The organism is Amycolatopsis sp. NPDC005232 (assembly GCF_040607795.1).
In the GTDB taxonomy this organism is placed as follows: domain Bacteria; phylum Actinomycetota; class Actinomycetes; order Mycobacteriales; family Pseudonocardiaceae; genus Amycolatopsis.
Genome location: NZ_JBEXHL010000004.1, coordinates 361,294 through 387,581 on the forward strand (window position 1 = coordinate 361,294; position 26,288 = coordinate 387,581).

The 26,288-nt window shown below is 71.1% G+C and carries 20 protein-coding genes and 1 tRNA gene; 4 read left to right on the forward strand and 17 right to left on the reverse strand.

Features of this window, described 5'->3' with window-relative positions; translation table 11 throughout:
- Position 1: 1 nt before the first annotated feature.
- The 3 genes from tilS to dacB all read right to left on the reverse strand — a co-directional run bounded on the left by tilS (position 2) and on the right by dacB (position 5,104).
- Positions 2-976, reverse strand: coding sequence for a tRNA lysidine(34) synthetase TilS (gene tilS / locus ABZU76_RS11195; protein ID WP_354867493.1), 975 nt, complete (start codon positions 974-976; stop codon positions 2-4).
- Positions 973-1,989 (reverse strand): zinc-dependent metalloprotease, encoded by a 1,017-nt coding sequence (locus ABZU76_RS11200; RefSeq protein WP_354867629.1) that lies wholly within the window; start codon positions 1,987-1,989, stop codon positions 973-975. Before ABZU76_RS11200 ends, tilS begins: the two co-directional genes overlap by 4 nt.
- Before the next feature lie 91 nt (positions 1,990-2,080).
- A complete protein-coding gene (gene dacB, locus ABZU76_RS11205) occupies positions 2,081-5,104 on the reverse strand; it encodes a D-alanyl-D-alanine carboxypeptidase/D-alanyl-D-alanine-endopeptidase (protein ID WP_354867496.1) in 3,024 nt (1,007 codons plus the stop codon).
- 171 nt (positions 5,105-5,275) lie between these two features.
- Here dacB and ABZU76_RS11210 point away from each other — a divergent pair, with 171 nt between their 5' ends.
- Positions 5,276-5,791 (forward strand): inorganic diphosphatase, encoded by a 516-nt coding sequence (locus ABZU76_RS11210; protein ID WP_326566764.1) that lies wholly within the window; start codon positions 5,276-5,278, stop codon positions 5,789-5,791.
- A gap of 86 nt (positions 5,792-5,877) precedes the next feature.
- On the opposite strand, the gene ABZU76_RS11215 is transcribed toward ABZU76_RS11210, so the two are convergent.
- The 5 genes from ABZU76_RS11215 to ABZU76_RS11235 all read right to left on the reverse strand — a co-directional run bounded on the left by ABZU76_RS11215 (position 5,878) and on the right by ABZU76_RS11235 (position 10,911).
- Positions 5,878-7,512, reverse strand: a complete 1,635-nt coding sequence (locus ABZU76_RS11215) for an MDR family MFS transporter (RefSeq protein ID WP_220244817.1) — start codon at positions 7,510-7,512, stop codon at positions 5,878-5,880.
- Between the two features lie 123 nt (positions 7,513-7,635).
- Complete coding sequence (locus tag ABZU76_RS11220; protein WP_354867500.1) at positions 7,636-7,962, reverse strand: ParB N-terminal domain-containing protein; 327 nt, start codon at positions 7,960-7,962, stop codon at positions 7,636-7,638.
- A gap of 425 nt (positions 7,963-8,387) precedes the next feature.
- On the reverse strand, positions 8,388-9,662 hold the full coding sequence (glyA, locus tag ABZU76_RS11225; RefSeq protein WP_354867503.1) for a serine hydroxymethyltransferase: 1,275 nt from the start codon (positions 9,660-9,662) through the stop codon (positions 8,388-8,390).
- Between the two features lie 123 nt (positions 9,663-9,785).
- On the reverse strand, positions 9,786-10,304 hold the full coding sequence (locus ABZU76_RS11230; protein WP_220244820.1) for a gamma carbonic anhydrase family protein: 519 nt from the start codon (positions 10,302-10,304) through the stop codon (positions 9,786-9,788).
- Between the two features lie 19 nt (positions 10,305-10,323).
- Positions 10,324-10,911 carry a TetR family transcriptional regulator gene (locus tag ABZU76_RS11235; RefSeq protein ID WP_354867506.1) on the reverse strand — a complete coding sequence of 196 codons (588 nt, stop codon included), beginning with the start codon at positions 10,909-10,911 and terminating at the stop codon, positions 10,324-10,326.
- A gap of 122 nt (positions 10,912-11,033) precedes the next feature.
- Between ABZU76_RS11235 and ABZU76_RS11240 the strand changes: the two genes are divergently transcribed.
- The gene (locus ABZU76_RS11240) at positions 11,034-11,492 is read left to right on the forward strand and encodes a GreA/GreB family elongation factor (RefSeq protein WP_220244822.1); all 459 of its coding nucleotides are present in this window, start codon (positions 11,034-11,036) and stop codon (positions 11,490-11,492) included.
- A gap of 72 nt (positions 11,493-11,564) precedes the next feature.
- On the opposite strand, the gene ABZU76_RS11245 is transcribed toward ABZU76_RS11240, so the two are convergent.
- The 4 genes from ABZU76_RS11245 to ABZU76_RS11260 all read right to left on the reverse strand — a co-directional run bounded on the left by ABZU76_RS11245 (position 11,565) and on the right by ABZU76_RS11260 (position 17,081).
- Positions 11,565-11,993, reverse strand: a complete 429-nt coding sequence (locus tag ABZU76_RS11245; protein WP_354867509.1) for a hypothetical protein — start codon at positions 11,991-11,993, stop codon at positions 11,565-11,567.
- 74 nt (positions 11,994-12,067) lie between these two features.
- The gene (locus ABZU76_RS11250) at positions 12,068-14,320 is read right to left on the reverse strand and encodes a LuxR C-terminal-related transcriptional regulator (RefSeq protein ID WP_354867511.1); all 2,253 of its coding nucleotides are present in this window, start codon (positions 14,318-14,320) and stop codon (positions 12,068-12,070) included.
- An 86-nt stretch (positions 14,321-14,406) separates the two neighbouring features.
- Positions 14,407-15,381, reverse strand: coding sequence for an alpha/beta hydrolase (locus tag ABZU76_RS11255; protein WP_354867513.1), 975 nt, complete (start codon positions 15,379-15,381; stop codon positions 14,407-14,409).
- A gap of 143 nt (positions 15,382-15,524) precedes the next feature.
- The gene (locus ABZU76_RS11260) at positions 15,525-17,081 is read right to left on the reverse strand and encodes an alkaline phosphatase family protein (protein WP_354867515.1); all 1,557 of its coding nucleotides are present in this window, start codon (positions 17,079-17,081) and stop codon (positions 15,525-15,527) included.
- Positions 17,082-17,400: 319 nt separating this feature from the next.
- Here ABZU76_RS11260 and ABZU76_RS11265 point away from each other — a divergent pair, with 319 nt between their 5' ends.
- Positions 17,401-18,285, forward strand: a complete 885-nt coding sequence (locus ABZU76_RS11265) for a hypothetical protein (RefSeq protein ID WP_354867517.1) — start codon at positions 17,401-17,403, stop codon at positions 18,283-18,285.
- A gap of 120 nt (positions 18,286-18,405) precedes the next feature.
- Here ABZU76_RS11265 and ABZU76_RS11270 read toward each other — a convergent pair.
- Positions 18,406-18,479 (reverse strand) — tRNA-Thr (locus tag ABZU76_RS11270).
- Between the two features lie 135 nt (positions 18,480-18,614).
- Between ABZU76_RS11270 and ABZU76_RS11275 the strand changes: the two genes are divergently transcribed.
- Positions 18,615-20,294 carry a hypothetical protein gene (locus tag ABZU76_RS11275; RefSeq protein WP_354867519.1) on the forward strand — a complete coding sequence of 560 codons (1,680 nt, stop codon included), beginning with the start codon at positions 18,615-18,617 and terminating at the stop codon, positions 20,292-20,294.
- A 90-nt stretch (positions 20,295-20,384) separates the two neighbouring features.
- Here the strand turns inward: ABZU76_RS11275 and ABZU76_RS11280 are convergent, their stop codons facing one another.
- The 4 genes from ABZU76_RS11280 to ABZU76_RS11295 form a co-directional block, all read right to left on the reverse strand.
- Positions 20,385-21,584 (reverse strand): DNA polymerase III subunit delta', encoded by a 1,200-nt coding sequence (locus ABZU76_RS11280; RefSeq protein ID WP_354867521.1) that lies wholly within the window; start codon positions 21,582-21,584, stop codon positions 20,385-20,387.
- Positions 21,581-23,746, reverse strand: coding sequence for a dTMP kinase (locus tag ABZU76_RS11285; protein ID WP_354867523.1), 2,166 nt, complete (start codon positions 23,744-23,746; stop codon positions 21,581-21,583). The genes ABZU76_RS11280 and ABZU76_RS11285 overlap by 4 nt, the downstream gene beginning before the upstream one ends.
- A gap of 140 nt (positions 23,747-23,886) precedes the next feature.
- Positions 23,887-24,519, reverse strand: a complete 633-nt coding sequence (locus ABZU76_RS11290) for a hypothetical protein (RefSeq protein WP_354867525.1) — start codon at positions 24,517-24,519, stop codon at positions 23,887-23,889.
- A gap of 688 nt (positions 24,520-25,207) precedes the next feature.
- Entirely contained in the window at positions 25,208-25,861 is a 654-nt protein-coding gene (locus ABZU76_RS11295; RefSeq protein WP_354867631.1) for an ESX secretion-associated protein EspG, read from the reverse strand.
- Between the last annotated feature and the right edge of the window lie 427 nt (positions 25,862-26,288).

The window sequence follows — 26,288 nt, forward strand, 5'->3', positions numbered from 1 at the left end:
GTCATTCCCCTCGGGTGGTGGGTTCGAGTCCGGACAGCGAGAGCCTGCCACGGCACCGGCGCGCCTCCAAGTTGCCCGGCAGCCAGACGCCGCCCTGCCCGCGCCAGCGGGCCACGAGCGCGTCGACCGAGCGCAGGTGCGCGTCGGTGAGTTCCCGCACGCCCGAGCCCAGCAGCCACCTGCGGAGAACCCGTCTGCGCAGTGCCGCGGGCTCGCCCTCGAGCACCGTCACGTCCAGCCCTTCTGGCCCGCCCGCGCGGGTGAGAATCCTGTCCGCCACTGTGTCCAACGCCTCGGTGTCGTCACGCAGCTGTGCGGCCGTTCGGGCCAATGCCGCCGCGACGCCGCCGGCGAGCACCTCTTCCAGCAGTGGCAGCACTTCCGCGCGCAGGCGGACGCGGGTGAAGCGTGGATCGGCGTTGTGCGGGTCCTGCCAGGGTTCGAGGCCGAGCTCGGCGCAGGCACCGCGGGTCTGCTCGCGCGTGACGCCCAGCAGCGGCCGGCCCCACGGCGGGTCGAGCGGGCGCATGCCGGCCAGCGACCGCGGTCCGGAGCCACGGCCGAGGCCGAGCAGCACCGTTTCGGCCTGGTCGTCGAGGGTGTGGCCGAGGAGCACGAGTCCTTCTTCGCCGCCGGGCAGCGCTTCGCGCAGCGCGCGGTACCTCGCGGTGCGCGCGGCAGCTTCGGGACCGCCCTTGCCTGTGACGTGCACGGTGAGGATTTCCGCCTCGTCCACGCCGAGCTCCTTCACGGCCGCGGCGGCTCGCGCGGCGACTTCCGCGGAGCCGTCCTGAAGCCCGTGATCGACGATCAGCGCGCGCGTGCGCAGCTTCCGATGGCGCGCGACGTACGCCGTGGCTTCCGCCAGGGCAAGGGAATCCGCCCCGCCGGAGACGGCGACGCACACCTCCGGCGGCGGCGCGTGCGTCGTGAGGAACTCCCGCACGGCCCGGCGGACCGCCGCGAGCGCGCTCATCCGTGCAGGCGCCGCACCCAGGCCGCGGGATCGCTGATCTCGGCCCGGGTCGGCAGCGTGTTCGGCGAGCGCCAGACCGCGTTGAACCCCTCCATGCCGACGGCGTTCACCACGTGCTTCGTGAACTTCGCGCCCTCTTCGTACTGGCGGATCTTCGCGTCGAGCCCGAGCAACGCGCGCAGCATGCGGTCGAAGACACCGCCGCCCTGGCGACGGGCGCTGAACCGCGAGCGGATCACCTCGACGCTGGGCACGACCCGCGGGCCGACGGCGTCCATCACGTAGTCGGCGTGGCCTTCGAGCAGGGTCGACAGGGCCAGCAGCCGATCGAAGATCGCGCGTTCCGCGGGCGACTGCAGCAGTTCCGCGATGCCGCCGCCCTTGCCCCGCTGCTTGAGCGCCTCGGGCAGACGCCCGACGAGGTCCGAAAGGCCGTCGGCGGAATGGCCGGCGATGCCGGTGACGAGGCGCTCGACCTCGTCGGCGAAGTAGTCGCGCAGCCACCGCACGGCCGTGAACTGCAGCCGGTGCGTGCACTCGTGCAGGCACACCCACAGCCGGAAGTCGGGCGCGTGCACCTTCATCGCGCGCTCCGCGGCGACGACGTTGGGCGCGACGAGCAGCAGCTGCCCTTCGCGCTCGGGGCCGCCGAAGGGGTCGTACTGGCCGAGCACCCGCGAAGCGAGGAACGACAGCACCAGCCCCGTCTGCACGCCCGCGCCCGACGCCAGGATCGGGCCGAGCGGGCCGCCCTGCGCTTCGGGCAGCGCGCGGCCCGTGAGCGCTTCCAGCCCCGACGCGGCGGAGCGCACCCAGCCGGGCCGGTCGACGACCGTGCCCGGCAGCAGCGGCAGGTCCTTGCCCAGGCCCGTCAGCTCCCGCACGTGGCCCTCGGCCTCGGCCGTGAGGTCACGCAGGTCGGTGACCGCGCGCGCGGCCTCTTCCTTGGGCACCTGCGGACCACCGCGCACCAACCGCGCTCCGGTGGACGCCGCGAGGTCCCAGTCGACCATCGGCCGCCGTGGGGTCTCGGTTTCCTGGCTCACCTGTCCGACGCTACCTGCACAAGGGCACTTTGCCCGACTGAATCCGGCACCGATTCGCCTAGTTGCAGCCACACTTCCGCAGGGTGGTGGCCAGCACGTCGAGCGCGGCCTGGCCCGGGTTCTTCTCCGAGCCGTTGGACATGAACGCGAACGCGAGCACGCGGTTGTCGCTGTCGAGCACGTAGCCGGCGAGGGTGTTGACGCCGGTGAGCGTGCCCGTCTTCGCCCGGACCCAGCCCTTGCCCGCGGCCGAGTTCGGCGTCGCGTAGCGGGTGGCGAGCGTGCCGGCGGGGCTGCCGGCCACGGGCAGGCCCGCGAGCAGCGGACGCAGCTTCGGGGTGTCCGGGTTCTTGCCGTCCGGCGCCGCGGCCTCGGCGAGCACCTGCGCGAGCAGCCGCGCGGGCACCTTGTTCTGGTTGGACAGGCCGCTCGTGTCGGACAGCTGCAGGCCCGTGACGTCGAACCCGTGGTCGGCCAGCACCTTCTTCACGGACGCGGCCGCGCCGGAGAACGACGCCTCGGCGCCCGCGGTGATGGCGACCTGGCGACCGAGAGCGTCGGCGAGGACGTTGTCGGAGATCTGCAGGAGCGCGTACGCCAGGTCCGGCAACGGCGCCGACTGCACCTGCGCGACGACCTTCGCGTCGGCAGGCGCCTTCGCGGTGCCGGCGGCCTGCGCGCCGAGCTTGTCGGCGACGAGCTGGGTGAGCGTGGTCGCCGGGTTGCCCGAGCGCGGCGTCTCGTCGACCGACGGGTTGAGGCGGCCACCGTCGGTCATCGCGGGCACGATCGGCGCGCCGTAGGTCGACGGCGCGTCGCCGGGCTCCCAGCCCGGGGCGGTGGTGGGGCCCGAGTAGGCGCTGACGTCGACCTGCACCTTCTGGACGTTCGGGTCGGCCTTCTTGATCTGGGCGACGAGGTCGTCTACGTGGGCCGCGCCCGGGTAGAGCGGCGAGTCGGTGCCAATGGGCAGCGCCGTGAGCGACGGGTCGCCACCGCCGACGATGATCACCGTGCCGGGCGACGAGCCCTGCACGACCTTGGTGACGATCCGCTTCGTCGGGTCCATCGACAGCAGCGCGGCCGACACCGTGAGGATCTTCGTGGTCGACGCCGGCGTCAGTGGAGTGGTCGAGCTGTGGTCCCACAGGACGGAGCCGTTGGCGGGGTCGATCACGCTGCCGCTGAGCTGCGAGAGCGCCGACGCGCCAGAGGGTCCGGCCAGGGCGGAAGCGACGCCGTTCGCCGACGGGCCCTGGCCCGAGGTGTCAGGGCCGTGCAGCGCGAGGGTCACGGACGCGGGGTCGGGGCTGTCGCCCTTCGGCGCGTTGGGCGCCCACGGCAGGCCGAGCTTGTTGGACACCTGCGGCATCGCGGACGCGACCCCCGCAGCCGCGAGCACCAGCACCACGACGACGCCGAGGACGACGAACTTCTTCTTGCCCTTCTTGGCTTTCGGCTCCTTCGGCGGGGTGTCCCGCTGCGGCTCGATGTGGGGCGGCTCCTGGTCGTCGTAGCCGCCGGCAAAGCCTTCGGCGGGGCGCTCGATGCCGACGGTCGCCTCCGCCGGGAACTGCTCACCGGACGGTTCGATGCGCACCGGGCGGGCCTGCATCCCCGACGCCGAGGGGACCGCGCCACGCGGCGGCTCGGGGAGGCCGCGGGAGTTGTCGGGCTTGTCCTGGGACCAGGGGCCTTGGTTTTGGAGGCTGTCCCACTGGGGTGCGTCCCGGGGGCCTTCGGGTTCGTTGCCGCCCTGGGCGGTGTGGAAGACGTCCCAGCGTTCTTCGCGTGGGGACTCGGTGTTCTGGCGCTGGGGTTCTTGGCGCTGGGGTTCTTCGCGCTTCTGCTCGTTGCGGAAGACGTCCCATTTGGACACGTCGATGTACTCGGTGCCGCTCTCGCTGTTGGCGGCGCCGCTGTCTTCGCTCGCCTCTTCCTCCGGCGGCTCCGCGGCCGCGGACTCGAACATCGACCCGACGCGGCGCGGCTCTTCGCTCCGGTTCTGGTCGCCGCGGTTCTGGTCGCCGCGGTTCTGGTCGCCGCGGTTCTGGTCGCCGCGGTTCTGGTCGCCGCGGTTCTCGCCACTGCGGCTCTGATCACCGTCGCCCGGGCGCGCGGGTCGCTCCACCGGCACCCAGGGCACGCCGGGCGGCGGCACCCGAAGCTGCTGAGTGGCCTGGTCGGACGGCGTCTCCTGCGACCGTTCCGACGTGGGCTGCTCTTTGCCGTGCTGGCTCTGTGTCTGCGCCCGCTGGCCCTCCGGGCGGTCCTGCTGTCCCAGCTCGTTCTGCGCCTGCGCCTGCGCCTGCGGCCTCTGGCCGTCTTGCTGCGCCTGCTGGCTCTGTGCCTGCGGCCTCTGGCCCTCCGAGCGGTCCAGCTGCAGCCCTTGCGACCACGGGCCTTGCTGTTGGCCTTGCTGACCCTGACCTTGCTGCTGGCCCCACGGCGCGTGGCCGGACTGCTGCTGGCCGGGCCCCTGCTGCGACTGCCGGCCCTGCGGGGGCTGGCCGCCCTGACTCTGTTGACCGAACAGACCCTGGCCCGGCTGGGACTGACTCCGCTCGCTCTGCGACTGCTGCCCCGGTGCCTGCTGGTTCTGGGGCTGCTGGTTCTGGGGCTGCCGGACTCGCGGCTGCTCACCCGGCCGCGGCCCGAGCCGGTCGGCGAGGTCCTGCCGCGGCTGTCCCGGCTGGCGCATCTGCCCGGACTGCCCCGGCTGGCTCTGCTGACTCGGCTGACTCGGCTGCCCCGACTGTCCCTGCGGCCCCGACTGCGGCTGCTGTCCCTGTGGCGGCTGTTGCCCCGCCTGTCCACCTCGGTTACCAGCCGGGCGCGGCTCGACCGGAGTGTTCAGTCCCGGAATCAGTTCAGGAGCCACGTTCGGCTTGAACCACGACCCCGGCGGACGCTCGCCGGCGCCGGGTGAAGAACCCGCGGGAGGTGTGACGTTCGGCACGGCGAGCTGGTCCGTGACGGTCTGGCCGGGCTTGGGGATGGGAAAGCGCGCCGTCGCCCCACCGCCGCGCGACGACGTGTCCTCGTCACCATCGGGCCACATCGGCTGGTCGTTGTCCGACACCCACCACTCCTTCTCACCTGCCCGGAAGGGGCCAAGGTCACATGCTGCCTAGCCGACATCCACGGGACCCGGCGGCAGCGCGTAGTCCACACTAGTGACGTCAATGAGGTGATTACGGTTGCCGCCCACGACGTGTGGGATACCGAGATTCGAGAAGCAGCGAGGACGGCCGTGGAGTTCGACGTCACGATCGAAATCCCCAAGGGGGAGCGCAACAAGTACGAGGTCGACCACAAGACAGGTCGCATCAAGCTGGACCGGACCTTGTTCACGGCGACGCAGTACCCGGCGGACTACGGCTTCATCGACGACACGCTCGGCCAGGACGGCGACCCGCTCGACGTGCTCGTGCTGGTGCAGGAGCCGACGTTCCCGGGCTGCCTGATCCGCTGCCGCGCCATCGGCATGTTCCGCATGACCGACGAAAAGGGTCCGGACGACAAGGTGCTGGCCATCCCGACCAACGACCCGCGCCTTGAGCACCTGCGCGACATCCACCACCTCAACGAGTTCCACAAGCTCGAGATCCAGCACTTCTTCGAGGTCTACAAGGACCTCGAGCCGGGCAAGAGCGTCGAGGGTTCGTCGTGGGTGGGGCGTGCGGAGGCCGAGGCCGAGATTTCGCGGTCGTACCAGCGGGAGCAGGACCGGCTGGCGAAGGAAGAGGTCGACGGTCCCGCTCACTGAGAGCGACCGAGAACGCGCGAACGGGCCGTTCACCCCGAGCTGGGGTGAACGGCCCGTTCTTTGATCTGTCTCAGCGTTGATCTATTTCAGTGCGCCAGCGCGAGCGCTTCCTGCTCCGAGCGCTGCTCCATCGCCGACTTGTCCGAAAGCGGCTTCTCCTTGAGGAGCCAGACCAGGGCGAACCCGACCGTCAGCACGATCCCGCCGACCAGGAACACCGTGCTCATCGAGCCGGCGAACCCGTCGAGGATCGGGCGGGCCAGCACCGGGTCGAGGTGGGCGAGGAACGAGGTGTCGTTCACGTCGACGCCGCCGTTCGCCATCTGCTGCGCGAACTCCGGGTGCTGGGCGAGTGCCGCGACATACGACGGGGTCGCCATCGCCGAGCGCACCGCCGCCGCGATCCGGTCACCGACCGTGCCGAACAGGATCGAGAGGAACACCGCGGTCCCCGCCGTGCCGCCGATCTGGCGGAAGAACGTCGCCGACGAGGTCGCGACGCCGATGTCCTGCGGGGCGACGTCGTTGGTCGCGGCGAGCTGCAGCGTCTGCATCGAGGCGCCGAGGCCCAGGCCGATCACGAACGCGATCGCCATCACGACGCCCAGCGGCGTGGCCGCGCCGATCGTCGACAGCCCGAACAGCGCCGCCGCCATCAGCCCCAGACCGGCCACGGCGAAGACCTTGTAGCGGCCGGTCCGCGAGATCACCGCGCCGGAGCCGAGGCTCGCGACCATGATCCCGAGGGTGAGCGGCAGCATCTGCAGGCCCGCCTGCGTCGGCGTCGCGCCCTTCACGATCTGCAGGTACAGCGGCAGCGACATCATCGCGCCGAACATGCCCGCGCCCTGGATCACCGTGACCAGCGTGGCCACCCGGAACACCGGCCGGCGGAACAGCCGCAACGGCAGCAGAGCCGCGTCGCCCATCCGGCGTTCCTGCAGGATGAACAGGACGACCCCGACGAGCCCGATCGCGTACATGCCGAGCGACGCGGGCGAACCCCAGCCCCACTCGCGCCCCTGCTCGGCGACGACCAGCAGCGGCACCAGGCCCAGCGTCAGCGCGCCGGCGCCGAGGAAGTCCACGCGCTGTTGCACGCGGGTGTGCGGGAGGTTCAGCACCTTGCTCACCACGACCAGCGCGGCCAGGGCGATCGGGACGTTGACCAGGAAGACCCAGCGCCAGCCCGTGACGCCCGCGAAGGAGTCCAGCCCCGCGAAGAACCCGCCGACGACCGGTCCCGCCACGCTCGAGATGCCGAACACGGCCATGAAGTAGCCCTGGTACTTGCTGCGCTCGCGCGGCGCCGTGATGTCCGTGATGATCGCCAGCGCCAGCGACATCAGCCCACCGGCACCGAGACCCTGGAACGCGCGGAACGCGGCAAGCTCGTACATCGAGCTCGCGAACCCGCTGGCCAGCGAGCCGGCGAGGAACAGCGAGATCGCCGTGAGGTACATGGGTTTGCGCCCGAACAGGTCGGACAGCTTGCCGTAGAGCGGCGTCGAGAGCGTCGCGGTGATCAGGTAGGCCGTGGTGGCCCACGCCTGCAGGCTCTGGCCGTGCAGCTCGTCCGCGATCGTCTTCATCGCCGACGACACGATGGTCTGGTCCAGCGCGGCCAGGAACATGCCGAGCATCAGCCCGGACAGCACGGTGAGGATCTGCCGGTGCGACAGCTTGCCGGTGCCCCCTTCCGCGGTGATGGTGGCGGTCATCTTGGTACTCCCTCAAGTCCGGTCGAGCAGTTGCTTGTATCCATCAACTACTTTCAGGGTGCAACTGTTCCCGGGAAGCTTGCATGAGGCAAGTAAATAAGGTGTGACGCTGGTCGCAGGGAGTTAGAGGTGGGCCTCAAGCTGGGCGAAGTCGGCTTCACGCATCGGCTGCGCGTGGCCCGGCCGGGGGCTTCGGGGCTCGCTCCTCAGCGCCACGGGCACCTCGGCAAGCCCAAGCCGCACCGCCACGGCGATGCGGTGATTGCCGTCGAGGACTCCGAACTCCTCGTTGAACCCCAGCCTGAGCGGCGTCAGAATCCCCCGCCGCGCGATATCCCCGGTCAGCTCGTCCAGGTGGCGCGGCGTATCGACCAACGCGGACCCGACCAGCTCCCGGTCGACGGCGCGGTACCGCACGACGAGCTCGGTCGGCAGGAACAGAGGCGACATTGGATCATCATCGCGCGCAGCCGGCCACGCCCCGATCGCGACGGCTCCGCCCTCGGGCGCCGGCGGGTCCGTTCGCCACGCGAAAGGTCCCCTCGCGACGCCGACACCCTCACGAACGATCCCCCCACGCCACGTCCGCGGCGCGAAAGGCACTCTCGCGCCAAGCACGCGGCGTGAAAGGTCCCGTCGCAGCACGGGCCCGGCACAAGAGGACCCCTCGCATCGCACCGAACGCACAGCGCGAATGGTCCCCTCGCCGCGCCGACACAGCACCAGAGGCCCACTCGCACCAGACCCACAACGCGAGCGGTCCCCTCGCCCGTCGACGCCGCACGAAACACCCCTCGCACCGCCGCCACAGCGCAAAAGGTCCCCCCGCACCAACAACCACGCGCGAGGGGACCGTTCGCTCAGCGAAAGCAGCGTCAGGCGACGTAACCCGGAATCGGGAACGGCGTCAGAAACTCCCGGATCTCAGCAGCGATCCGGTCCAACTCCGCCTCCGGAGAAGCAGAAGCACTTGCCGCGACCACCGTGCGGTCGATCCACTCCGCCACCTGCACCTGGTGCTCCGGCAGCAACCCGCGCGTCGTGATGGCCGAGGTGCCCAGCCGGATGCCCGACGGGTCGAACGGCTTGCGCGGGTCGAACGGCACCGTGTTGTAGTTCAGCTCGATCCCGGCGCGGTCCAGGGCCTGGGCAGCAGGCTTGCCGGCCACGTTCTTGTTCGTCAGGTCGATCAGCAGCAGGTGGTTGTCCGTGCCGCCGGAGACGAGGTCGTAGCCTCGGTCGAGCAAGGCCGAAGCCAACGCAGCGGCGTTCGCCACGATCGTCTGCGCGTAAGTAGCGAACGAAGGCTGCTGCGCTTCCCCCAGCGCAACGGCGATGGCCGCCGTCGTGTGGTTGTGGGGGCCGCCCTGCAGACCGGGGAACACGGCCTTGTCGATCGCCTTGGCGTGAGCAGCGTCCGACATGATCATCGCGCCACGCGGGCCGCGCAGGGTTTTGTGCGTGGTGGTCGTGATAACACCGGCGTGGCCCACCGGCGACGGGTGCGCGCCGCCCGCGATGAGGCCGGCGATGTGGGCGATGTCGGCCACCAGGACGGCGTCGACCTCGCGCGCGATTTCCGCGAAGCGCGGGAAGTCGATCGTCCGCGGAATGGCTGTGCCACCACAGAAAATCAGCTTCGGCCGGTGCTCCAGAGCCAGGTCGCGCACCTGGTCGAAGTCGACGCGGCCGGTTTCCTTGCGCACGCCGTAGCGGACCGGGTTGAACCACTTGCCCGTCGCGGACACGGACCAGCCGTGAGTCAGGTGGCCACCGTCGGGCAGGGCCATGCCGAGCACGGTGTCGCCGGGCTGGGCGAAGGCCAGGTACACGGCGAGGTTGGCCGGGGAGCCGGAGTACGGCTGCACGTTGGCGTGGTCCACGCCGAACACAGCCTTCGCGCGCTCGATCGCCAGGTTCTCGATGGGGTCGATGAACTGCTGGCCCTCGTAGTAGCGCTTGCCGGCGTAGCCCTCGGAGTACTTGTTGGTGAGCACGGTGCCGGTGGCCTCGAGCACCGCGCGCGAGACGTAGTTCTCCGACGCGATCAGGCGGATCTTGTCGTGCTGGCGCTTCGCTTCGTCCTCGACGAGCCCGGCGATTTGCGGGTCGGCGGCGGCGAGCGTGGAAAGGGCGGGCTGATGTGTCATCACGTCTCCGGCTCTAAACCGGCCGGGCACCCAGGCGCGCGGTGCCGGCCTCGTCGTCGCTTCCCGGTGGTGCTCCACCTCTGATGGCGCCAGTCGCAGCTGCGTGCCGGAGTTTAGTGCACGTCAGACGGGCTTGGAGCCCTCCCGGTGCCGTCGCGCGAGGTCCTGGTAGATCCCGGCGTTGTGCTCCACCCACATCCGCGCCGAGTCGGTGAGCGGCACGAACTTCTTGGCCGGGCTGCCCATCGCGATCACTTCCTCGGGGACCTCCGTGCCGGGCGTCACGGTCGAGCCCGCAGCGATCAGCGACCGCGCTCCGATCACGGACCTGTCGAGCACCGTCGACCCGTTGCCGATCAGCGCCTGCTCGCCGATCGTGCAGTCGTGGACCAGGCACTGGTGCCCGACGGTCACGTTCTTTCCGATCTCCGTCAGCGTGCCGCCGCAGTGGATCACCGAGTTGTCCTGCACGTTCGCGCCCTCGCGGATCACGATCGGCCCGAAGTCGGCGCGGATCACGGCGCCGTACCAAACCGATGCGTCCTTCTCGACGGTCACGTCGCCGATCAGGGTGGCGGTGGGGGCGATCCAGGCGTCCGGGTGGACCTGCGGGCTGGCGCCCTCGAAGGAGAACAGAGGCATGCCAGCACCCTAAGCGGCGTCAGCGATAACCGGCGAAGCAGAGCGCCTCGACGTCGCCGCGCAGGCTCTCGAACGGCCGCGGCCGCACCCGCTGCTGCACCACGGCGCCGAGCAGGTAGCTCAGCAGCGCGCGGGCGCGCGCCCGCGGGTCGTCGACGTCGAGCGGCGCCAGCAGCTCCGCGAACAGCTCGGTGATCGACGTCAGCATCGCGTCGATCGCCTGCGGGTGCTGCGCGCGCCCGGCCGCGATCCAGTACTCGAACCAGAGGAACGCGCCGTTGGGCCGCTCCGCGAACTCCGCCAGGTACGCCTTGGTCACCTCGAACAGGCGCTCGCGCGGGTCGGCGAACTTCTCCCCGACGGCGCGCAGGTCCGTGGCGAACGTGGTGATGTGGGCGGCCATCGCGCGGTCGATGAGCACGTCGATATCGGCGAAGTAGTAGTGGATCGCGCTTTTCGTGAGCGGCCCCGCGTCGGCGATCGCGCGTACCGTGCACCCGGCGAGCCCGTCTCTGGCGAGCACGACTCGTGCGGCCTCGACGATCTGCTCCTGCTTCTGCAGCTGGTTGGGCGACAGCTGCGCGCTGCGGCCGGGTACGGCGGTCACGGTGATCCTCGTTACGTTATTCAGGACGACAGGCCCGAATCCTAGGGCAGACGTCCCATCGTGCCCTCTCGGGTGAAAAAGCGGATTGGCCACCCCGGTCCGCACAGCGGACAATGCCCGGCATGGTGATCTCAGGGGACAAGGGGCTCAGCGAGGCGGCGCGCCGCCAGCTGGAGAAGGAAATAGCCGATCTGCGCGCACAACGGGCGGCGCTCGCACCGCAGCTCGGCGAGCAGGAACGCACAGGGGACGCGGCCGACCAGGCCGACGTGATCGACCGGGCCGAGGCCGCCGCACGGCTGGAGCGCCAGATCTCCGACGTCGCCGCCAAGCTCGAACACGGCGCCTACAACAGCAATCTGCTCCCCGACGGCACGCGCGTCTCGCTGCGCTTCGCCGACGGTGACGAGGAAGTGCTCAACGTCGTCACCATCCCAGGCGAGGACGTCGACTCGCTGACTTCGGACAGCCCGCTGGGCCTCGCCCTGGTCGGCGCCAAGGCGGGCGACAAGATCACCTACCGCACCCCGCGCGGCGAAGCCTCCGCCACGGTGATCGAGCTGACCCCGCCGGAGGACTGACCACTTCGGACACCACGGATCGGGCTGCCGGGCATCACGCCTCGGCAGCCCGATCCGTCTTTTATGTGGCCCTCAGCGACGCTGGTCGATCGTCTCCGGTTTGTAGGCGTAGATCAGACCCTGGTCGGCGATGACGTGCCAGTCGGTGTCGCAGACGCGGTCGGTGCGGTGCTCCTGGCCGGCGGGCCACCAGTCGGCCGACAGGGTCGCGCGGGTCGCCGCCGCGGGGCCCTTGACGCACGTCGCGGGCAAGCCCGAGGCACCCGGGGTGTAGTGCAAGATCCGTTCGGACCCGGTGGTGCGGATGACCTCCGTGACAGCCGTCGCGTCGTCGGGGATCCAGGACGGCAGGCGCGCGTCGGTGTCGGCCTTGCCGATCGCGCCCGTGTCGTACGAGACGTTCTTGACGTGGTCCGGCCCGTCCGGCGCGCACGCGGTGACGGTCGCCAATGCCGCCGCGATCGCCGCGAACCAGATCGCGGTTTTCCCGATTTCGTTCATGCCACCGAGTCAATCCGGGCCCCGGACGACCGGCATCGGCTTTCCGGTCCGAAGCCACAGGCCGGATGGCCGAGTCAGCGCGCGCGGCGCGTGATCCACGTCGCGATCTGCGAACGCGAGCGGAAGCCCAGCTTGTCGAGGATGTGGACCACGTGCGACTCGGCCGTGCGGCGGCTGATGACCAGTCGTCCGGCGATGTCCTTGTTGGACAGCCCGTCGGCGACCAGCCGCGCCACCTCGTACTCGCGGCGGCTCAGCTCGGCCGGGCGTTCGTCGGGGATCCCGCTGCCCAGCGCGAACGCGATCGCCGAGTCGAGATCGGACACCGCGGCCGCACCGCGCTCGTAGGCCGGCCGGAACCGCGCGCCCAACGCCGAAGCGATGCCGGCCGCGCAATCCGCGTGCACGTCGATCAGCCGGCCGAACCCGTACATCGGCCGCCCGCCGACCAGCGGCCAGACCGCGGAAGCCGTGCCCAGCAGCTCGGCCGCGCGGTCCGGCTGCCCCAGCGCCGCACTCGTCCACGCAAGGAACTCGAGGGCTTTCGCGGCGCCCAGCACGTCGCCGAACGGCCGGGCCGAGCTCAGTGCCGCCGTCAGGTCCTCGGCGGCGGCCGCGAACGAACCAAGCCGCCAGTGGGCCAGGCCCCGGACGCCGAGGAGGCCGCTGCGGGAGAACTGCTCGCCGCACAGCGCGAGCCCTCGTGACGCGACGGCCAGCGCCTCGTCGCCGCCGTCGCGCCAGACGGCCGTGTGCGCGACGGCCATGAGGATCTGCAGCAGCACCTCGCCGTCGGCCGTCACCTCGGCTTCGCGGAACAGCTCGTCGGCCCGGTCGACGTCCCCACCCAGGAACGCGCACCCGCCAAGTACCAGGCGCGCGTGGGCCAGCTCGTCGGCGTCGTCGTGCTCCAGCGCCCACGCCTCGGCCTCCCACCCCAGGGCGACCGCCTGCTCGCGGCCGCCCCGGAAGGCCAGCGACGACGCCACGATCCACAACGCCCGCGCCCGGTCCTTACCCGGCTCGGGGTTCAGCGCCAGCGCGCGCTCCAGCCAGTGCGCACCCTCGGCGACGTGCCCGCAGAACAGCCACAGGAACTCCAGCGCCACCCCCAGCCGCAGGCCGACGGCCGGTTCCCCGGCCAGGCTGTGCTCCAGCGCGGCGCGCAGGTTCGGCAGGTCCGCCCGCACCCGCGCGGCCACGAGCGCCTGCTCCGCACCGTGGTCCCAGTCGTGCGCGGCCTGCTCGGCGAGGCGCAGGTAGTGGTCGCGATGCCGGTCACGCAGCTCGTCGCACAGGCCGAGCTCCCGCAGCTTCGCCTGCGCGTACTGCCGGATGGGCTCGAGCAGGCGGAACCGCGTGGTGCCGGCCGGCCGTTCGGCCTGCACCACCGAGCTGCCGACGAGCCCGGCCAGCAGGTCGAGCACGTCGTCGCGCTCGATCCCGTCGCCGGCGCACACGCGCTCCACGGCCGTGACGTCGAAGGCGCCCGCGAACACGCCGAGCCGCGCCCACAGCAGCCGTTCGCCCGAGCTGCACAGCTCGTGGCTCCACTCGACGGTGCCCGCGAGCGTCCGATGGCGCGCGGGCACGACGGGGCTGCCGCGCCGGAGCAGAGCGAAGAAGTCGTCGAGCCGAGCCAGGAGCTCGTCGACGCTCAGCACCCGCAGCCACCCCGCGGCCAGCTCGACGGCGAGCGGAATCCCCTCCAGCCGGTGGCAGATCTGCACCACCTGCGGCCAGTTTCCACTGTGGACGGTGAAGCCGGCGCACACCGCGGCCGCGCGATCGACGAAGAGCTTCACGACGTCGAGCGCCCGCGCGCCCGCGAGGTCACGCACCGCCGGCACGGCCAGCGGCGGCACCGGGAGCACGTGTTCCCCGTCGAGTCCGAGCACGTGTCGGCTGGTGGTGAGCACGCGCAGGTCAGGGACCGCCACCAGCAGCTCGTGCACCAGCGCGGCGAGCGCCTGGCCGAGGTGCTCGCAGTTGTCGAGCACGAGCAACAGCTGCTTGTCACGCAGGAAGTCGACGAGCCGCGCGGAGGGATCACCGCCGGTGTCGCCGAGGCGGAACGCCGCGCCGATCGTCTGCGCGAGCAGCGCCGGATCTCGCAACGCGGCCAGCTCGACGAGCCACACCCCGTCGGCGAAGGTGCTGCGCACCTCGGTGGCGGCCCGCAGCGCGAGCCGCGTCTTGCCGACGCCGCCGGTGCCGGTGAGCGTGACGAGCCGGGCCGTGGCGAGCACCTTCCTCGTCGCCCGCAGCTCTTCGCGGCGGCCGACGAAACTCGTCACCTCCACCGGCAGTGCGCCCACCTCGGTCACTTCCCTCGTCCGGGGACCGGCCGAGGGCAAGGCTAACCCGCGCGCCGCCCCTCCGGTCCTCGCCGGAGGGGCGGCAGGTGTGCGGTTCAGGACAGCAAGTGCTTGAGGTCCGCGGCCGCGTGCCGGAACTCGGCGCGGGTGCTCGGCACGTCGTGAATCGGGTTCAGCAAGGCCATGTCGTGGATCTGGCCCACGTACTGCACCGAGATCACGTCGACGCCGGCCTCGTCGAGCTTGTGCGCGTACGCGACGCCTTCGTCGCGAAGCACGTCGTTGGACGAGGTGTGGACGATCGCCGGCGGCAGCCCGCGCAGCTGGTCCACAGTGGCCCGAAGCGGCGACGCATACGGGTTGTCGCGCGTGGCCTCGTCCGGCGCGTAGACGTCCCAGCCGAACTTCATGAACGCGCGCGGCAGGAAGCGGCCGTCGGCGAACTCGGCGTAGGACGCGGTGTCGACGCGCGCGTCGGTGGCCGGGTACATCAGCAGCTGGGCCTTGATGGGCGGCCCGTCGTGGTCGCGCGTGTACATCGTGAGCGCCGCGCTCAGGTTGCCGCCGACGCTGTTGCCCGCCACCGCGAGCCGCGACGCGTCCAGCCGCTGCGAAGCGCCTTCGCGCGCAACCCACTTCAGCGCGGCGAAGCACTCTTCGAGCTGCGTCGGGAACACGGCGTCGGGGATCGGGGTGTACTCCACGAACACCACGGCGTACCCCGTCGCGAGCACTAGGTCGCGCGTGAGGCGGCGGTGGTTGTCGAAGTCGCCCGCGATCCACACGCCGCCGTGCAGGAACAGCACCACGGGCAGGGTCTCCTGCGATCCGGCGGGCCGCTGCACGTAGATCTTCGTGCGCACGCCGTCGACCTCGATGTCGCGTTCCTCGGTGTCGACCCCGCTCAGGTCGACGTCGACGGTCGCCTGCAGTCCGCTGAGCGTGGCCCGCACCTGCTCGCCCGGCAGCAGCCAGAACGGGTCGGGGTTCTTGTTGAGCTCCGCAAGGAACTCGCGAACGCGTCGCTCGATGCGCGGGTCGGTGCCGGCGTCGGGCACATCGGTGGTCATGGTTCGCTCCTGACGTCTTGTCTGGCGGGGGGCTCCGGAGCCGGGACGCCACGAGTCTCACCGCCGCGGCGGGCGGCGGGCATCCGGCAAAACACGGACTTCGACCCCGCTCACTCGACACCGGTGAAGGGTGGGGTCCGCGGTTACCGGCTGGTCGCCATCCGAAGGCCGGGGAAGAGATCACCCGCGGTCTCGTGCACGATGTCCAGCGCCTGTCCACCGCTGAGCTCGGCGTCGCCTGGAATGTCGGGCACCGCTTGTCCCAGCTGTTTGGTCAGCGCCAGGTAACCCTGGAACAGCGCTTTGGCCAGGGGCGACAGCGGAGCGCCGACCGGCACGAGGCTCTCGCGGAACTCGGGGACGGGCCGGGGCAGGACGTCGGGCCAGTCCTCGGGCGCGCGAGGCTCGTCGCGGCTGAGGACCGTCGCCAGGCCCGGCGCGGTCGCGTCCCGTGCGGTCAGAGGGGCGCCGAGGTTCCACCGCTGCCGCAGCGTCTGGATCACCGACGTGTGGTGGTGGACGTCGGTGACAACGGTCCGCTGCGGGATCCAGGCCGAGATCGCGATCGCGGGCACGCGGACGCCCAGCCGGTCGAAGACGAAGCCCAGCTGCCCCGGCGGGCGGGCCGGCTCGGGTGGGGTCGCGGCCGGCGGCGGCACGTGGTCGTAGGTCCCGCCGTGCTCGTCGAACGTGACCATCAGCAAGGTGTTGAAGCAGTTCGAGCCGTCCGGGGAGGACGCCGTGCGGACCGCGTTGTAGATCTTCGCCAGCAGCGCCTCACCGCCGAGAAGCGAGGAGGGCGCATCGAACGCGGCGCCTGGGACGAGCGCCGAGATCGGGGGGTGCATGTCGTTGTGCCCGTGCCACAGGTTGGGCTCGATGAACGAGTACGTCGGCAGCTTCCCCTCCGCCGCGTCTTCCAGGAACCGGTCGGTGGTGGCGAAGTGGGAGGCGAACCGGGCGCGCAGACGCGGCGCGTGGATGAGGCCCGTGAACGGGATCCGGCTCGGCGGATCGACGTAGACCCGCCACGACAGCCCGGCGGACTCCAGCCGCTCGAACACCGTCGTGGCCGCGTTGTGCAGCGGGAAATTTGCGTATGGGGCGTTGACGACCAGGCCGGAGGAGGTCGCGGCGTGCATGAAGGACCGGTTGGCGAAGGTCTGGGTCGGTACCTCGGCGAACCAGTGGTCGAAGGTGGCGAACCCGCGCGCCAGCGCCGACACGACCGGCATCTGCTGCGGCGTGTAACCGGTCATGATCTGCGCGTACTCGTCGTAGCTGGGCTCGCGGCCCGTCTCGGCCCAAAACGCGCTGATGTAGTCCGCGACGAAGCCGTCCATGGTGGGTGCCCGCCCGTCTTCGGGCGCGTTGTAGGGCGCGACCATGTGCTCGGCCAGGGCAGCGCGGTTGCCGGCCGGATCGATGAGCCCGAACAGCTGGGTGTTGACGTGCTGATACTCCTCGCCGGAGTCCGGATTCGGGGTGTCCATGGTCTGGGCCACCCCGTAGGGCACCACGCCCCCGCGGTGCTCGGCCCACGCTGGAACCGGGTTGGACAGCCCTTTGCCACGCACCCCGTCAAAAGCCGCGACCTCGCCCGGCTCGTACAGACACCCGAGAAGATTGTCGAACGAGCGGTTCTCGAACATGACCACGACGACGTGGTCAAGAGCATCCGGCCGACCTGGTCCAGGCATTCCCCACCGTACGGCCGACACTCGCGAAACACTGCCCCTCGAAAAAACCCAGGCAAGGGCACTACTGGACCGCGACATATCTTCATCAGCTCGAGGCGGACGGCTACCCGGTGGCTGACACAGAACGCAACCAGGGACCCTCCGAAGTTCGGAAGGTCCCTGGTTGCGTGCTGGAGCCGCCTAGGGAATCGAACCCCTGACCTATTCATTTCGAGATCGTGGTGGTCGGCTTCGCCATTTTCCCGATCACGACCTCTCGCCGGCCCGCGGCGTGCTACACACGCGGCGTGCCGAGATCCGTTTCCTCCCAGGAGATCCCATGAACGACGACGTGTCCCAGAACCTCGTCATCTTCCGCGTCGCCGGCCTCGCCGAGCCGGTGCTGGCGAGCGCGCCCACGAAGGCCGACGACGCCGTGGAGCAGGCGTGGGCGAGCGTGCGCAAGCAGCACAAGGTGCGTGCGTCGAAGGTTTCCGCCGTGTACAGCGAATGGGAGCCGTCCGCGGCCGACCAGAAGTTCATGGCCAAGAACTTCAAGAAGGCCGACTGCAAGTACAGCTTCGCCCGCCCTGGCCCGGACGGCTGGGAGCGCGCGTTCGCCGAAGCTCGCGCCGTGATGGCCGAAACCCACGCGGCGCGGCAGCAGCAGGAGGAGGAGCGCACGGAGGAGCTGTTGCCCGTGCTGTGGAGCGCGTCCTCGCCCAGCGCCGGGCTGCTCGACGCCTTGCCGCACCGGCCGCTCGTGCCCGGCCGGTTGTCGGTCACGGTCGCGGCGGTGGGGCGGACGCCGGAGGGCAAGGTCGGCATGCAGCACGTGACCCGACACCAGCAGGAGCAGATGGGCGCGCCGGTCGAGAAGCTCTTCGACGTCGCGTACGGCGCCCTGACCCGCGGCCTGAAGCTCGGCGTCCGCTCCTCCGGCGACGACGTGCTGGTGTCGGTGACCCGGGAGACGCTGCTGGCCGCGTCCGCGGTCGCGTTGCCCGACCTGTACTCGCAACTGTCCCCGCACTTCGGCGCCGGTGACCTGCTCGTGGGCCTGACCTGCCCGGACGAGATGGTCGTGGTCCGGGAGGACTCCGGCTTGGCGGACGACGTGCTGCAGCAGGTGCTCAACTCGCCGCACGACACCACGGAGCTGGTCCCGTCGGTGCTCCGGCTCGGCCCCGGCGGGTTGGAGCTGCTCGCCGAACGGAGTCGTTAGTCGTCACCTCGTCGGGTGAACTTCACGAATCGGGCCGACGGGGACCGTAGTCCCTCACTTTGTCCCCAGAAAACGAATCAGGGCCCATCCGAAGTGTTCCGGATGGGCCCTGACCTGCGGAGCCGCCTAGGGGAATCGAACCCCTGACCTATTCATTACGAGTGAATCGCTCTGGCCGACTGAGCTAAGGCGGCATGCCGGGTGGCTAGCGCCGTCCGACGGGAACAAGTGTAGCGGAGGCCGTGGGCGTCACCTTGCGGGGGCCGCGTCGTTAGGGTCCTATGACCTCGGTCTCACTCCCCGATCGGCCTACCCGGAGGACTCGGCACATGCGGCGAAGACTGCCCCGCACGGTGGCCCTGCCCGCGGCAGCGACGTTGCTGCTGCTCATCGCCGCGCCGGCGAGCGCCCAGGAGATCCCGACGACGCCGATCCCGCAGCCGGCGAACCCGTCGCAGCCCCCGGCGTCCGCGCCGATCGGGCCGCAGCCGCTCGGCCACGCGGTGGGCGACGCGGGCACGGCGCTGGGCGTGCTTCGCCTGCTGCCGAACTCCGTGCCGACGTCGACGATCCTGCCCGGCTACGGGCAGACGCTGCCGAAGCAGTCTGCGCTGGAAGCCGGGATGGGCCTGTCGAGCGCGTCGGCGAACTCCGAGGCGTACCTGGCGTACGAGAAGTCGATCGCGCAGGCGTCGCCGTTCGGGGTGGCCGTGGGGGGCCAGGCACCGCAGACGCCGGGCTCCGTGGTGCAGACCGCGCTGCCGGACAACCCGCAGCCGCTGTCCGGTGGGCTCAACGCGCCGTCGAACCCGCTGCTGAACATCGGCGTGCTGAACGGCACCGCGCACGCCCGCTGGAGTGACTCGCTGGGCCCGTGCGTGGACACGATCGCCGACGCGAGCACGTCGGTGGCGAGCCTTTCGCTGCTGAACGTGATCCCGTCGCTGCCGCAGATCCCGTTGCTGGGCCAGGGTGGACTGAACCTGCCGCAGGGCACGCAGCTCGCGCAGGGCTTCGACCCGGCCAAGGGCCTGCAGAGCCTCGGCGGCCTGCTGTCCGGTGGTGGCCAGACCGCGGCCAACGGCACCGGTTCGCTGCTGAGCCTGCCGAACACGCTGGCGTCGCGTTCGCAGGTGAAGCTCGTGGACATTCCGGGGTCGAAGAACAAGGCGGTGCAGTCGACCTCGACGCTGCAGGCCGCCGACATCGACATCCTCAAGGGCACGCCGCTGGAGCTGTCGATCAAGGTCGCCAGCCAGCCGACGCTGACGGTCACCTCGACCGGCGACGAGAAGACCTCGAAGGTCGATTACACCGCGCCCGTGCTGACCATCGAGGCCGGCGGGAAGACGCTGTACACGCTCGACGCGGCGCACCCGACCAAGGACATCCCGATCGGCCTGCCGCTCGCGGGCCTGAGCGACAAGTTCGGGCAGCTCAACTCGATCCCCGTGGTCGGCGGCCTCGTGTCCACGCTGACGAAGGGCATCCAGCAGGTCGGCGACACCGCGGGCACCGTCCTCGACCTCGGCGTCCTCCGGCTGTCGATCGCCGGTCTGGACCAAAAGGGCTCCGTCGCGACGACGCCGTACAAGGGCTACCAGCTCGGCGCCTCGGCGCGGCTGTTCGACCTCCAGGTGCTCCCGACGAAGAACCTGAAGACCCTGCTCCCCGCCGGCGCCGGCGACAACCTCCCTTCGTCCCTGGCGCAGCTGTCCCTTGGCGAACAGGTCGCCCGCGCCTACGCCCCCACCGGCGGCGTCGTCTGCGGCACGGCCACCACACCCCCGCCCGCGGCTGGCGGCCCGGCACCCAAGGGCCCGATCAAGAACCTCGCGTACACGGGCACGGCGTACGACACTGTGCCGCTCTTCTGGGCGGGTACGGCCATGCTGCTGCTCGGCGTCGTGATGGTCGCGGCTTTCCCCAACCGCCGCCGGATCACCGCGCCGGTGAAACTCCACTCCGACGACGCCCCGCGCAAACCGTCACCACATCCGCGCGACTGATCCCCGAGGGTTCGTGAGAACGGCCCGGTCACCTTTCGTGGGTGACCGGGCCGTTGTCGTCCGCTGCGGCCGTTGTCGTTTGCTGCGCAGTCAGCCCTGGCGCAGCGTCGTCACCATGGCTTCCACGGCGATGCGCGGCTTGACGTTCAGCTCGATCGCCTCGCGGCATTCGAGGACGGCTTCCAGGCGGCGCAGCGTGGATTCCGGCGTCCAGGCCCCGGCGGCGGCGCGGATGTCGTCGACGTGGTCCGGGTGGTTGAGGGTCGCGCCGGAGTGGGTGGTGGTGACGAGGACGTCGCGGTAGAAGCCGGCGAGGTCGACGAGCGCGAGGTCGAGCGTGTCGCGCTGGGTGCGGGTCGCGCGGGACTTCTGGCGTTTTTCGAGCTGCTTCACGGCGGCCTCGGCGGCCCGCTTGGCTCCGGCGACACCCTTGCCGATGCCGTCGCCGCCCATGGCGGTGCGCAGCTCGGAGCGTTCGTTCTCGTCGCGGGCCTTGCTCTCCTCGCCGGCGTCGGCCTCCGCGGCGCTGATCAGCTGGTCGGCGCTGGTGAAGACGTCGGCGGGGCGACGCAGGCCCGTCGGGATCCGCAGCACGGTGGCACGGCGCTGGCGGGCGGAATCGTCCGTGGCGAGCCGGCGCGCGCGGCCGACGTGGCCGCCGCAGACCGACGCGGCCCACTGCGCGAGCTCGGGATCGACGCCGTCGCGCGCGACCAGCACCTGCGCGATGGCCTCGGGCGGCGGCGTCCGCAGCGTCACCACACGGCAGCGTGAGCGGATGGTCACCGACACGTCGTCCGGGTGGTCCGACGGCGCGCACAGCAGGAACACCGTGCGCTCCGGCGGCTCCTCGACGGCCTTGAGCAGCGCGTTGGACGCGCCCTCCGTGAGCCGGTCGGCGTCCTCGATGATCACGATCTGCCACTCGCCCGTGGTCGGGCGCCGTGCGGCGGCCTGCACCAGCGCGCGCATCTCGGCGACCGAGATCGACAGGCCTTCGGGCACCACGAGCCGGACGTCGGCGTGAGTGCCCGCCATCGTCGTGCGGCAGCCGGGGCACGCGCCGCAGCCGGTGCCGGTGCTGCACTGCAACGCGGCCGCGAACGTGCGCGCCGCGACCGAACGGCCGGACCCCGGCGGGCCCGTGATCAGCCAGGCGTGCGTCATCGCGCCCGGCGGAGCAGGCTCCCCCGCCACGATCTTCGCGGCCGCCGTCGAAGCCGATGACAACGTTTCGACCGCCGGCTCCTGGCCCACGAGCTTGGCCCAGACGCCGATCGGCCCGGTCACTTGGCGTCCACTTCGGACACTTCCTGCGCGGGCGCGAGCTCGGCTTCCGCGAACTCGCCTTCGACGACGTCGGCCGTCGCCACCGCGTGGGTGCTGTGGTCCAGCTCCGGACGCTCGGCCGGCTCCGAAGGCGCCAGCCCGGACAGGCGGCCGACGAACACCGCGAGCACGGCCGTGCGGACGCGTGCGGCGACCTCGTCGTCGGCGCCTTCGGCGTCGACGACCACGTAGCGGTCGGGGTCGGCCGCGGCCATCTCGGCGAGCAGGTGCTGCATGCGCCACTGGTCGTTGACCGACGCCGGCGGGTTCTCGTCGTGCTGGCCCGGTTCGGCGTCGAGCAGCACCGTGAGGTCGGGGCGCAGCTTGCCGGTGGCCCAGTCGGCCAGGCCTTCGAGCTCGCCGGCGTCGAGGCCCGCAACCGCGCATAGATGCGCCAGCGGCGAGTCGACAAAGCGCTCCATCACCACCACCGAGCCGGCGTCGAGCGCCGGCTGGATCTCGCGTTCCACCAGCTCGGCGCGCACGGCCGCGGCGACGAGCGCCTGGGCCCGCGCGCCCGTGAGCGACGCGTCGGAGATCAGCGAACGGAACCGCCGATCGTCGAGCGCGGGATCGGCGGCGAGCACCACGGGCCGGGTGCCGGTGCCGAGCCAACGCGAAAGGCGCGCGGCCTGGCTGGCGGTGTTGATGGCCGTGGTGCCTTCGAGTGCGATGAGGAATCCGTTGACGCGCCGGGGCGCGCGGCGCAGGGCGTTGCGCAGGTCAGCGAGGATCTTCTCGCTGCGGCGATCGTCCATCTGCCGGTAGGCGATCACGCCGAGCAGCACCGCGAGCAGGCCGCCGCCGATCATCACCGGGCGCGTGCCGTCGATGGTGACGGGGCTGCCCCACACGTTGATCTGGTGCGGCCGGACCAGGCCGATCAGCGCCGGTGTGACGATCGTCGAGCCGAACAGCACGATCTTCAGCATCGACTGGTAGATCGCGTTGACCCGGCCGCGGATCGCGTCTTCGACCCGCGAGCCGATGATCGTGACGCCGGTGAGGAACGCGATGCCGGCGCAGAAGCCGGTCAGCGCCACGGCGATCACGGAGATCGCGAGGTGCGGCGACAGCGCGATGATCACCAGCGAGAGCCCGGCCACGACGATCGAGATGCCGAACAGCCGGTCGTGCGGCAGCCGCCGCGCGAGTTTGGGCGCGAGGGCCATGCCTGTGGCGAGGCCGAGGAACACGGCGAGGACCAGCAGGTTGAACGCCGCGTCACCCGCGAGCAGCGACGACGAGTACGGCTTGGCCGAAGCGACCACGGCCCCGCCCGCGGCGAACGCTCCGAACGCGCCGATCAGCAGCCCGCGCACCAAGGGCGTGCTCTTGATGAAGCGCAGGCCGTCGCGCACCATTTCGCCGAGGCCGAACTTCTCCTCGTCGGCGTTCTTGACCTTCTGGTCGGGCAGTTTGTGTACGTCGCGCAACGACAGCTCGGGAATCCGCGTGGCGATGAGGATGCCGCTGGTCAAGTACAGCAGGCCGTTGATGACCACCACGATCTTCGCGATGTAGAGGTCGGCCGTGGCGCCTTGGAAGAGGTGGAACGTGGTGTTCGCGCCGAGGATGAGCGCGTTGGCGCCGGCGGCGGTGATCACGGCGAGGCCGTAGGTCATCACGAGGCCGAGCTGGTTGGCCGTCTCGACCTGGTCCGGGCGGCGCAACAGGTTCGGTACCGCCGCGTCCTTCGACGGGATCCACATGATCGAGCAGCAGCCGACGAGGAAGTTCGCGACGAACAGCCACCAGGGCGCGCCGACGATCGCGATCGACAGCAGGAAACCGCAGCGCAGGAAGTCGCAGACGATCATCACCTTGCGGCGGTCGAAGCGGTCGGCCAGGAGGCCACCGATGGGCGCGAACAGCAGGCCGGGCAGCAGGTTCGTGAGCACCACGCCGACGAACGCGAAGTTCTGCGCGGTGTAGTTGGTGAGCAGCTTCGTGCTCAGGGCTGTGAGAGCGAGCAGGTTCAGCCAGTCGGCGACACTGCACAGGTACGTGACGCCCCACAGCCGACGGAATGGTCTGATCGCCAGCACCCGACGGACGCGGTGGATCGTGGACGCCTCGGCACTCGCCGAACCGTCCGATCCGGCGCCGGGTACCGACCGCACGCCTTCGCTGATACGCCCACCCCACTCGTCACGGCGGCGTCGGGAAACCCAGTTTCGGATCCCCCGACCGTGTCGTCAGGGTAGCCCGATCGCCGATCCGGACACGGCACCGGCCCGGGTGTGGCGGCGGTGGAGCGACGTCAGCTGAACAGGCCCGTCACACTGCTGACCAGGCTCGACACCATGTACAGCGCGATCACGACGAACACGACGAGCAGCACGACCGCGAGGATCACACCCGCCGCGCTCGTCGACGGACGGCCCAGGTTCGGCATCCCGATGTTCGGCAGACCACGCCTTTTGGCCTGCCGTTCGGCTAGTTCGGCCTCGATGTCATCGTCGGCGACCTCGGCTTTCGCCTTCGGCCGGGGCCGCGTCACCCGCTTGAGCAGCTGCGGCGCACGCGTGGGCCACGTCCGCTGCCGCGGCAGCAACCCGAGCGGCACACCGTCGGGCTTCTCCTCGGCCGGCCGGATCGGCTGCGGCGTACGCGCGGCCTCCTCCCGCAGCGCGGCCTCGACCATCCGCTTCACGGCCTCGGGGTCGTGCTGCACGGGCCGCGCGGTCGGCAACGGCCGCGCCTCGTCGACCGCGGGCGCCGCCTCGGCCGCCGTGACCAGCCCGGCGAGCGGATCGGCGAACCGCTCCCCGCCGATGCTGCCGTCCAATGTCCCATCGCGCTCCGGCTGCGGGGCGCTGCGGGCATTGATGCCGGGGGCGCTTTGAGTGCCTTGGGGGGCATTGAAGAAAGGAGCCCCACCGCTCGTGCTCATGGTGACCACCTCACTACGGAATGTCCTCGCCTTCCAGTGTCGGCGACACTACCGGCTCCCGCATCCGCCCAATGGCCGCAGAAACGCTCGCGCCCACGCCACCGACCGGACGGGTCCCGCAGCAGTTTGCAGGCCACGGCCACCCGGGTCGACCGCCGAAAGCGACGTCCAGGGGTGATACCGGTCACGAGATCGGGCACTCTTCGTAATCGATCGTGGCTGACGCACTGGGTCCCGGCGGGCCATTTCAGGCGCGACGGCGGTCGGCAGCGCCGGTTCGGCCGACGATGCGGCCGGGCACGCCCGCCCGGCGAGCCATTTTCGGCGCGACGGCAGTCGGCCGCTCCGTCCCGGCCGGCTATCAGGCCGCGCTGACCCGCCTGGCTGGCCCCGCTCCACGCCAGTCCGCGCCGCCGGTTCGGCCAGCGATGGGGCCGAGCTCGCCCGCCAGGCGAACCCTGCTCCGCGAGGCTCTGCGGCGCCGGTTCAGGTGGACGCCTTGCCCGTCCGCGAGCCGGCGCGGCGAACTCCGCCGGGCCAGCACCGGCGAGCCGACCGCGAAGCACATGCCAAGCGCTGCGGCGGCGCGCGCTTGGTTCCAGCGGCTCAGCCGCGACGCGCCCTTCAAAGCCGGCGGCCATCACCTCCGTTCCCGGTCTCCGGATGCCCAGGTCGGGCGTCGTGTCGGTCAGGCATGGTTGCGCACCGCTTCGACGATCCACGCCTCCGCCGTGCTGCGAGTGGCCGGTTGCCAGGTCATGAGCCAGCCGCCGTCAGGGCGGGCGGCGGCGCGGAACTGGTAGCGGCCCTGGTCGTTGTCGACGAGGCCGAAGGCGCCGTGCGGGTACTCGGCGAGGACGGCGTCGCGGACGGCCAGGTCGACGAGGACCGTGCCGAGGCGCGGGCGGGCGACCGCGGCGCGGATGACGTCGAGCGAGCCCCACGCGGCGCGCGGGACGAGGCCACTGCGGTCGGTCTCGATGCGGACGGCCGGCCCCGGCCCCGGCGGGCGGTCCGGCAACCCGTCGAACACCCAGCCCGGCAGGGCGCTGAGCAGGCCGGAACGCAGCCGCGCGCGACGGCCCAGCTTGCTCATCACCGTGGTGTAGTCCTCGTCGCCGAAGAAGCGGACTTCCCACGGCTCCGGGCGCGCTGGGAAGACGCCGGTCACCACGCCGCGGATGAAGCCGCCCCGCAGCACGCGGTAGAGCCCGACGGCCTCCGGCGTCACCTCGCCCTCGGGCACCAGGCCGAGCTCGGACATACCCGCCACGAACCGCGTGTACTGCTCGATCTCCTCGATCAACGCCGGCACCAGCGTGGGCCCGAACGACTGCCGCACCTGGTCGGCCAGGCTCAGCTCCTCCGACTCCGAAGAATCCGAAGAACCCGACGAGCCCTCAGCGCCGCCGGCCCCGGAAGCTCCCGAGTCACCCCGCGACCCGGACTCGCCCGAGCGACCCGAGCCATCGCGAGAACCCCCACTGCCCCCAGGTCCAGAGGCGCCCCGAGAGTCCCAGGCGCCAGACGGCCCCGGCCCCTCCGAACCCCGACCACCCGAACTACCGGACGAACCCGAGCCGCCCTGAGACTCCAAGCCGCCAAAGAAGCCCGAGCCACCATCGGCACTCGAGCCCCCTCGAGAGCCCGATCGACCGGAGCCCGAACCTCCAGAGGCCTCCTGATCTCCCCCTGAACCCGAACTGCGCGAAGGACCCCGGCCACCGAAGGGACCACCGGAGCCCCGAGGGCCCGAGCCCCGAGAACCC

Bases quoted from the DNA above. Each gene is read 5' to 3' on its own strand.
- tilS (WP_354867493.1), bottom strand. From the start codon at position 976: ATGAGCGCGCTCGCGGCGGTCCGCCGGGCCGTGCGGGAGTTCCTCACG.
- ABZU76_RS11200 (WP_354867629.1), bottom strand. From the start codon at position 1,989: ATGGTCGACTGGGACCTCGCGGCGTCCACCGGAGCGCGGTTGGTGCGC.
- ABZU76_RS11215 (WP_220244817.1), bottom strand. From the start codon at position 7,512: ATGACCGCCACCATCACCGCGGAAGGGGGCACCGGCAAGCTGTCGCAC.
- ABZU76_RS11220 (WP_354867500.1), bottom strand. From the start codon at position 7,962: ATGTCGCCTCTGTTCCTGCCGACCGAGCTCGTCGTGCGGTACCGCGCC.
- glyA (WP_354867503.1), bottom strand. From the start codon at position 9,662: ATGACACATCAGCCCGCCCTTTCCACGCTCGCCGCCGCCGACCCGCAA.
- ABZU76_RS11230 (WP_220244820.1), bottom strand. From the start codon at position 10,304: ATGCCTCTGTTCTCCTTCGAGGGCGCCAGCCCGCAGGTCCACCCGGAC.
- ABZU76_RS11240 (WP_220244822.1), top strand. From the start codon at position 11,034: ATGGTGATCTCAGGGGACAAGGGGCTCAGCGAGGCGGCGCGCCGCCAG.
- ABZU76_RS11245 (WP_354867509.1), bottom strand. From the start codon at position 11,993: ATGAACGAAATCGGGAAAACCGCGATCTGGTTCGCGGCGATCGCGGCG.
- ABZU76_RS11255 (WP_354867513.1), bottom strand. From the start codon at position 15,381: ATGACCACCGATGTGCCCGACGCCGGCACCGACCCGCGCATCGAGCGA.
- ABZU76_RS11260 (WP_354867515.1), bottom strand. From the start codon at position 17,081: ATGCCTGGACCAGGTCGGCCGGATGCTCTTGACCACGTCGTCGTGGTC.
- ABZU76_RS11265 (WP_354867517.1), top strand. From the start codon at position 17,401: ATGAACGACGACGTGTCCCAGAACCTCGTCATCTTCCGCGTCGCCGGC.
- ABZU76_RS11275 (WP_354867519.1), top strand. From the start codon at position 18,615: ATGCGGCGAAGACTGCCCCGCACGGTGGCCCTGCCCGCGGCAGCGACG.
- ABZU76_RS11290 (WP_354867525.1), bottom strand. From the start codon at position 24,519: ATGAGCACGAGCGGTGGGGCTCCTTTCTTCAATGCCCCCCAAGGCACT.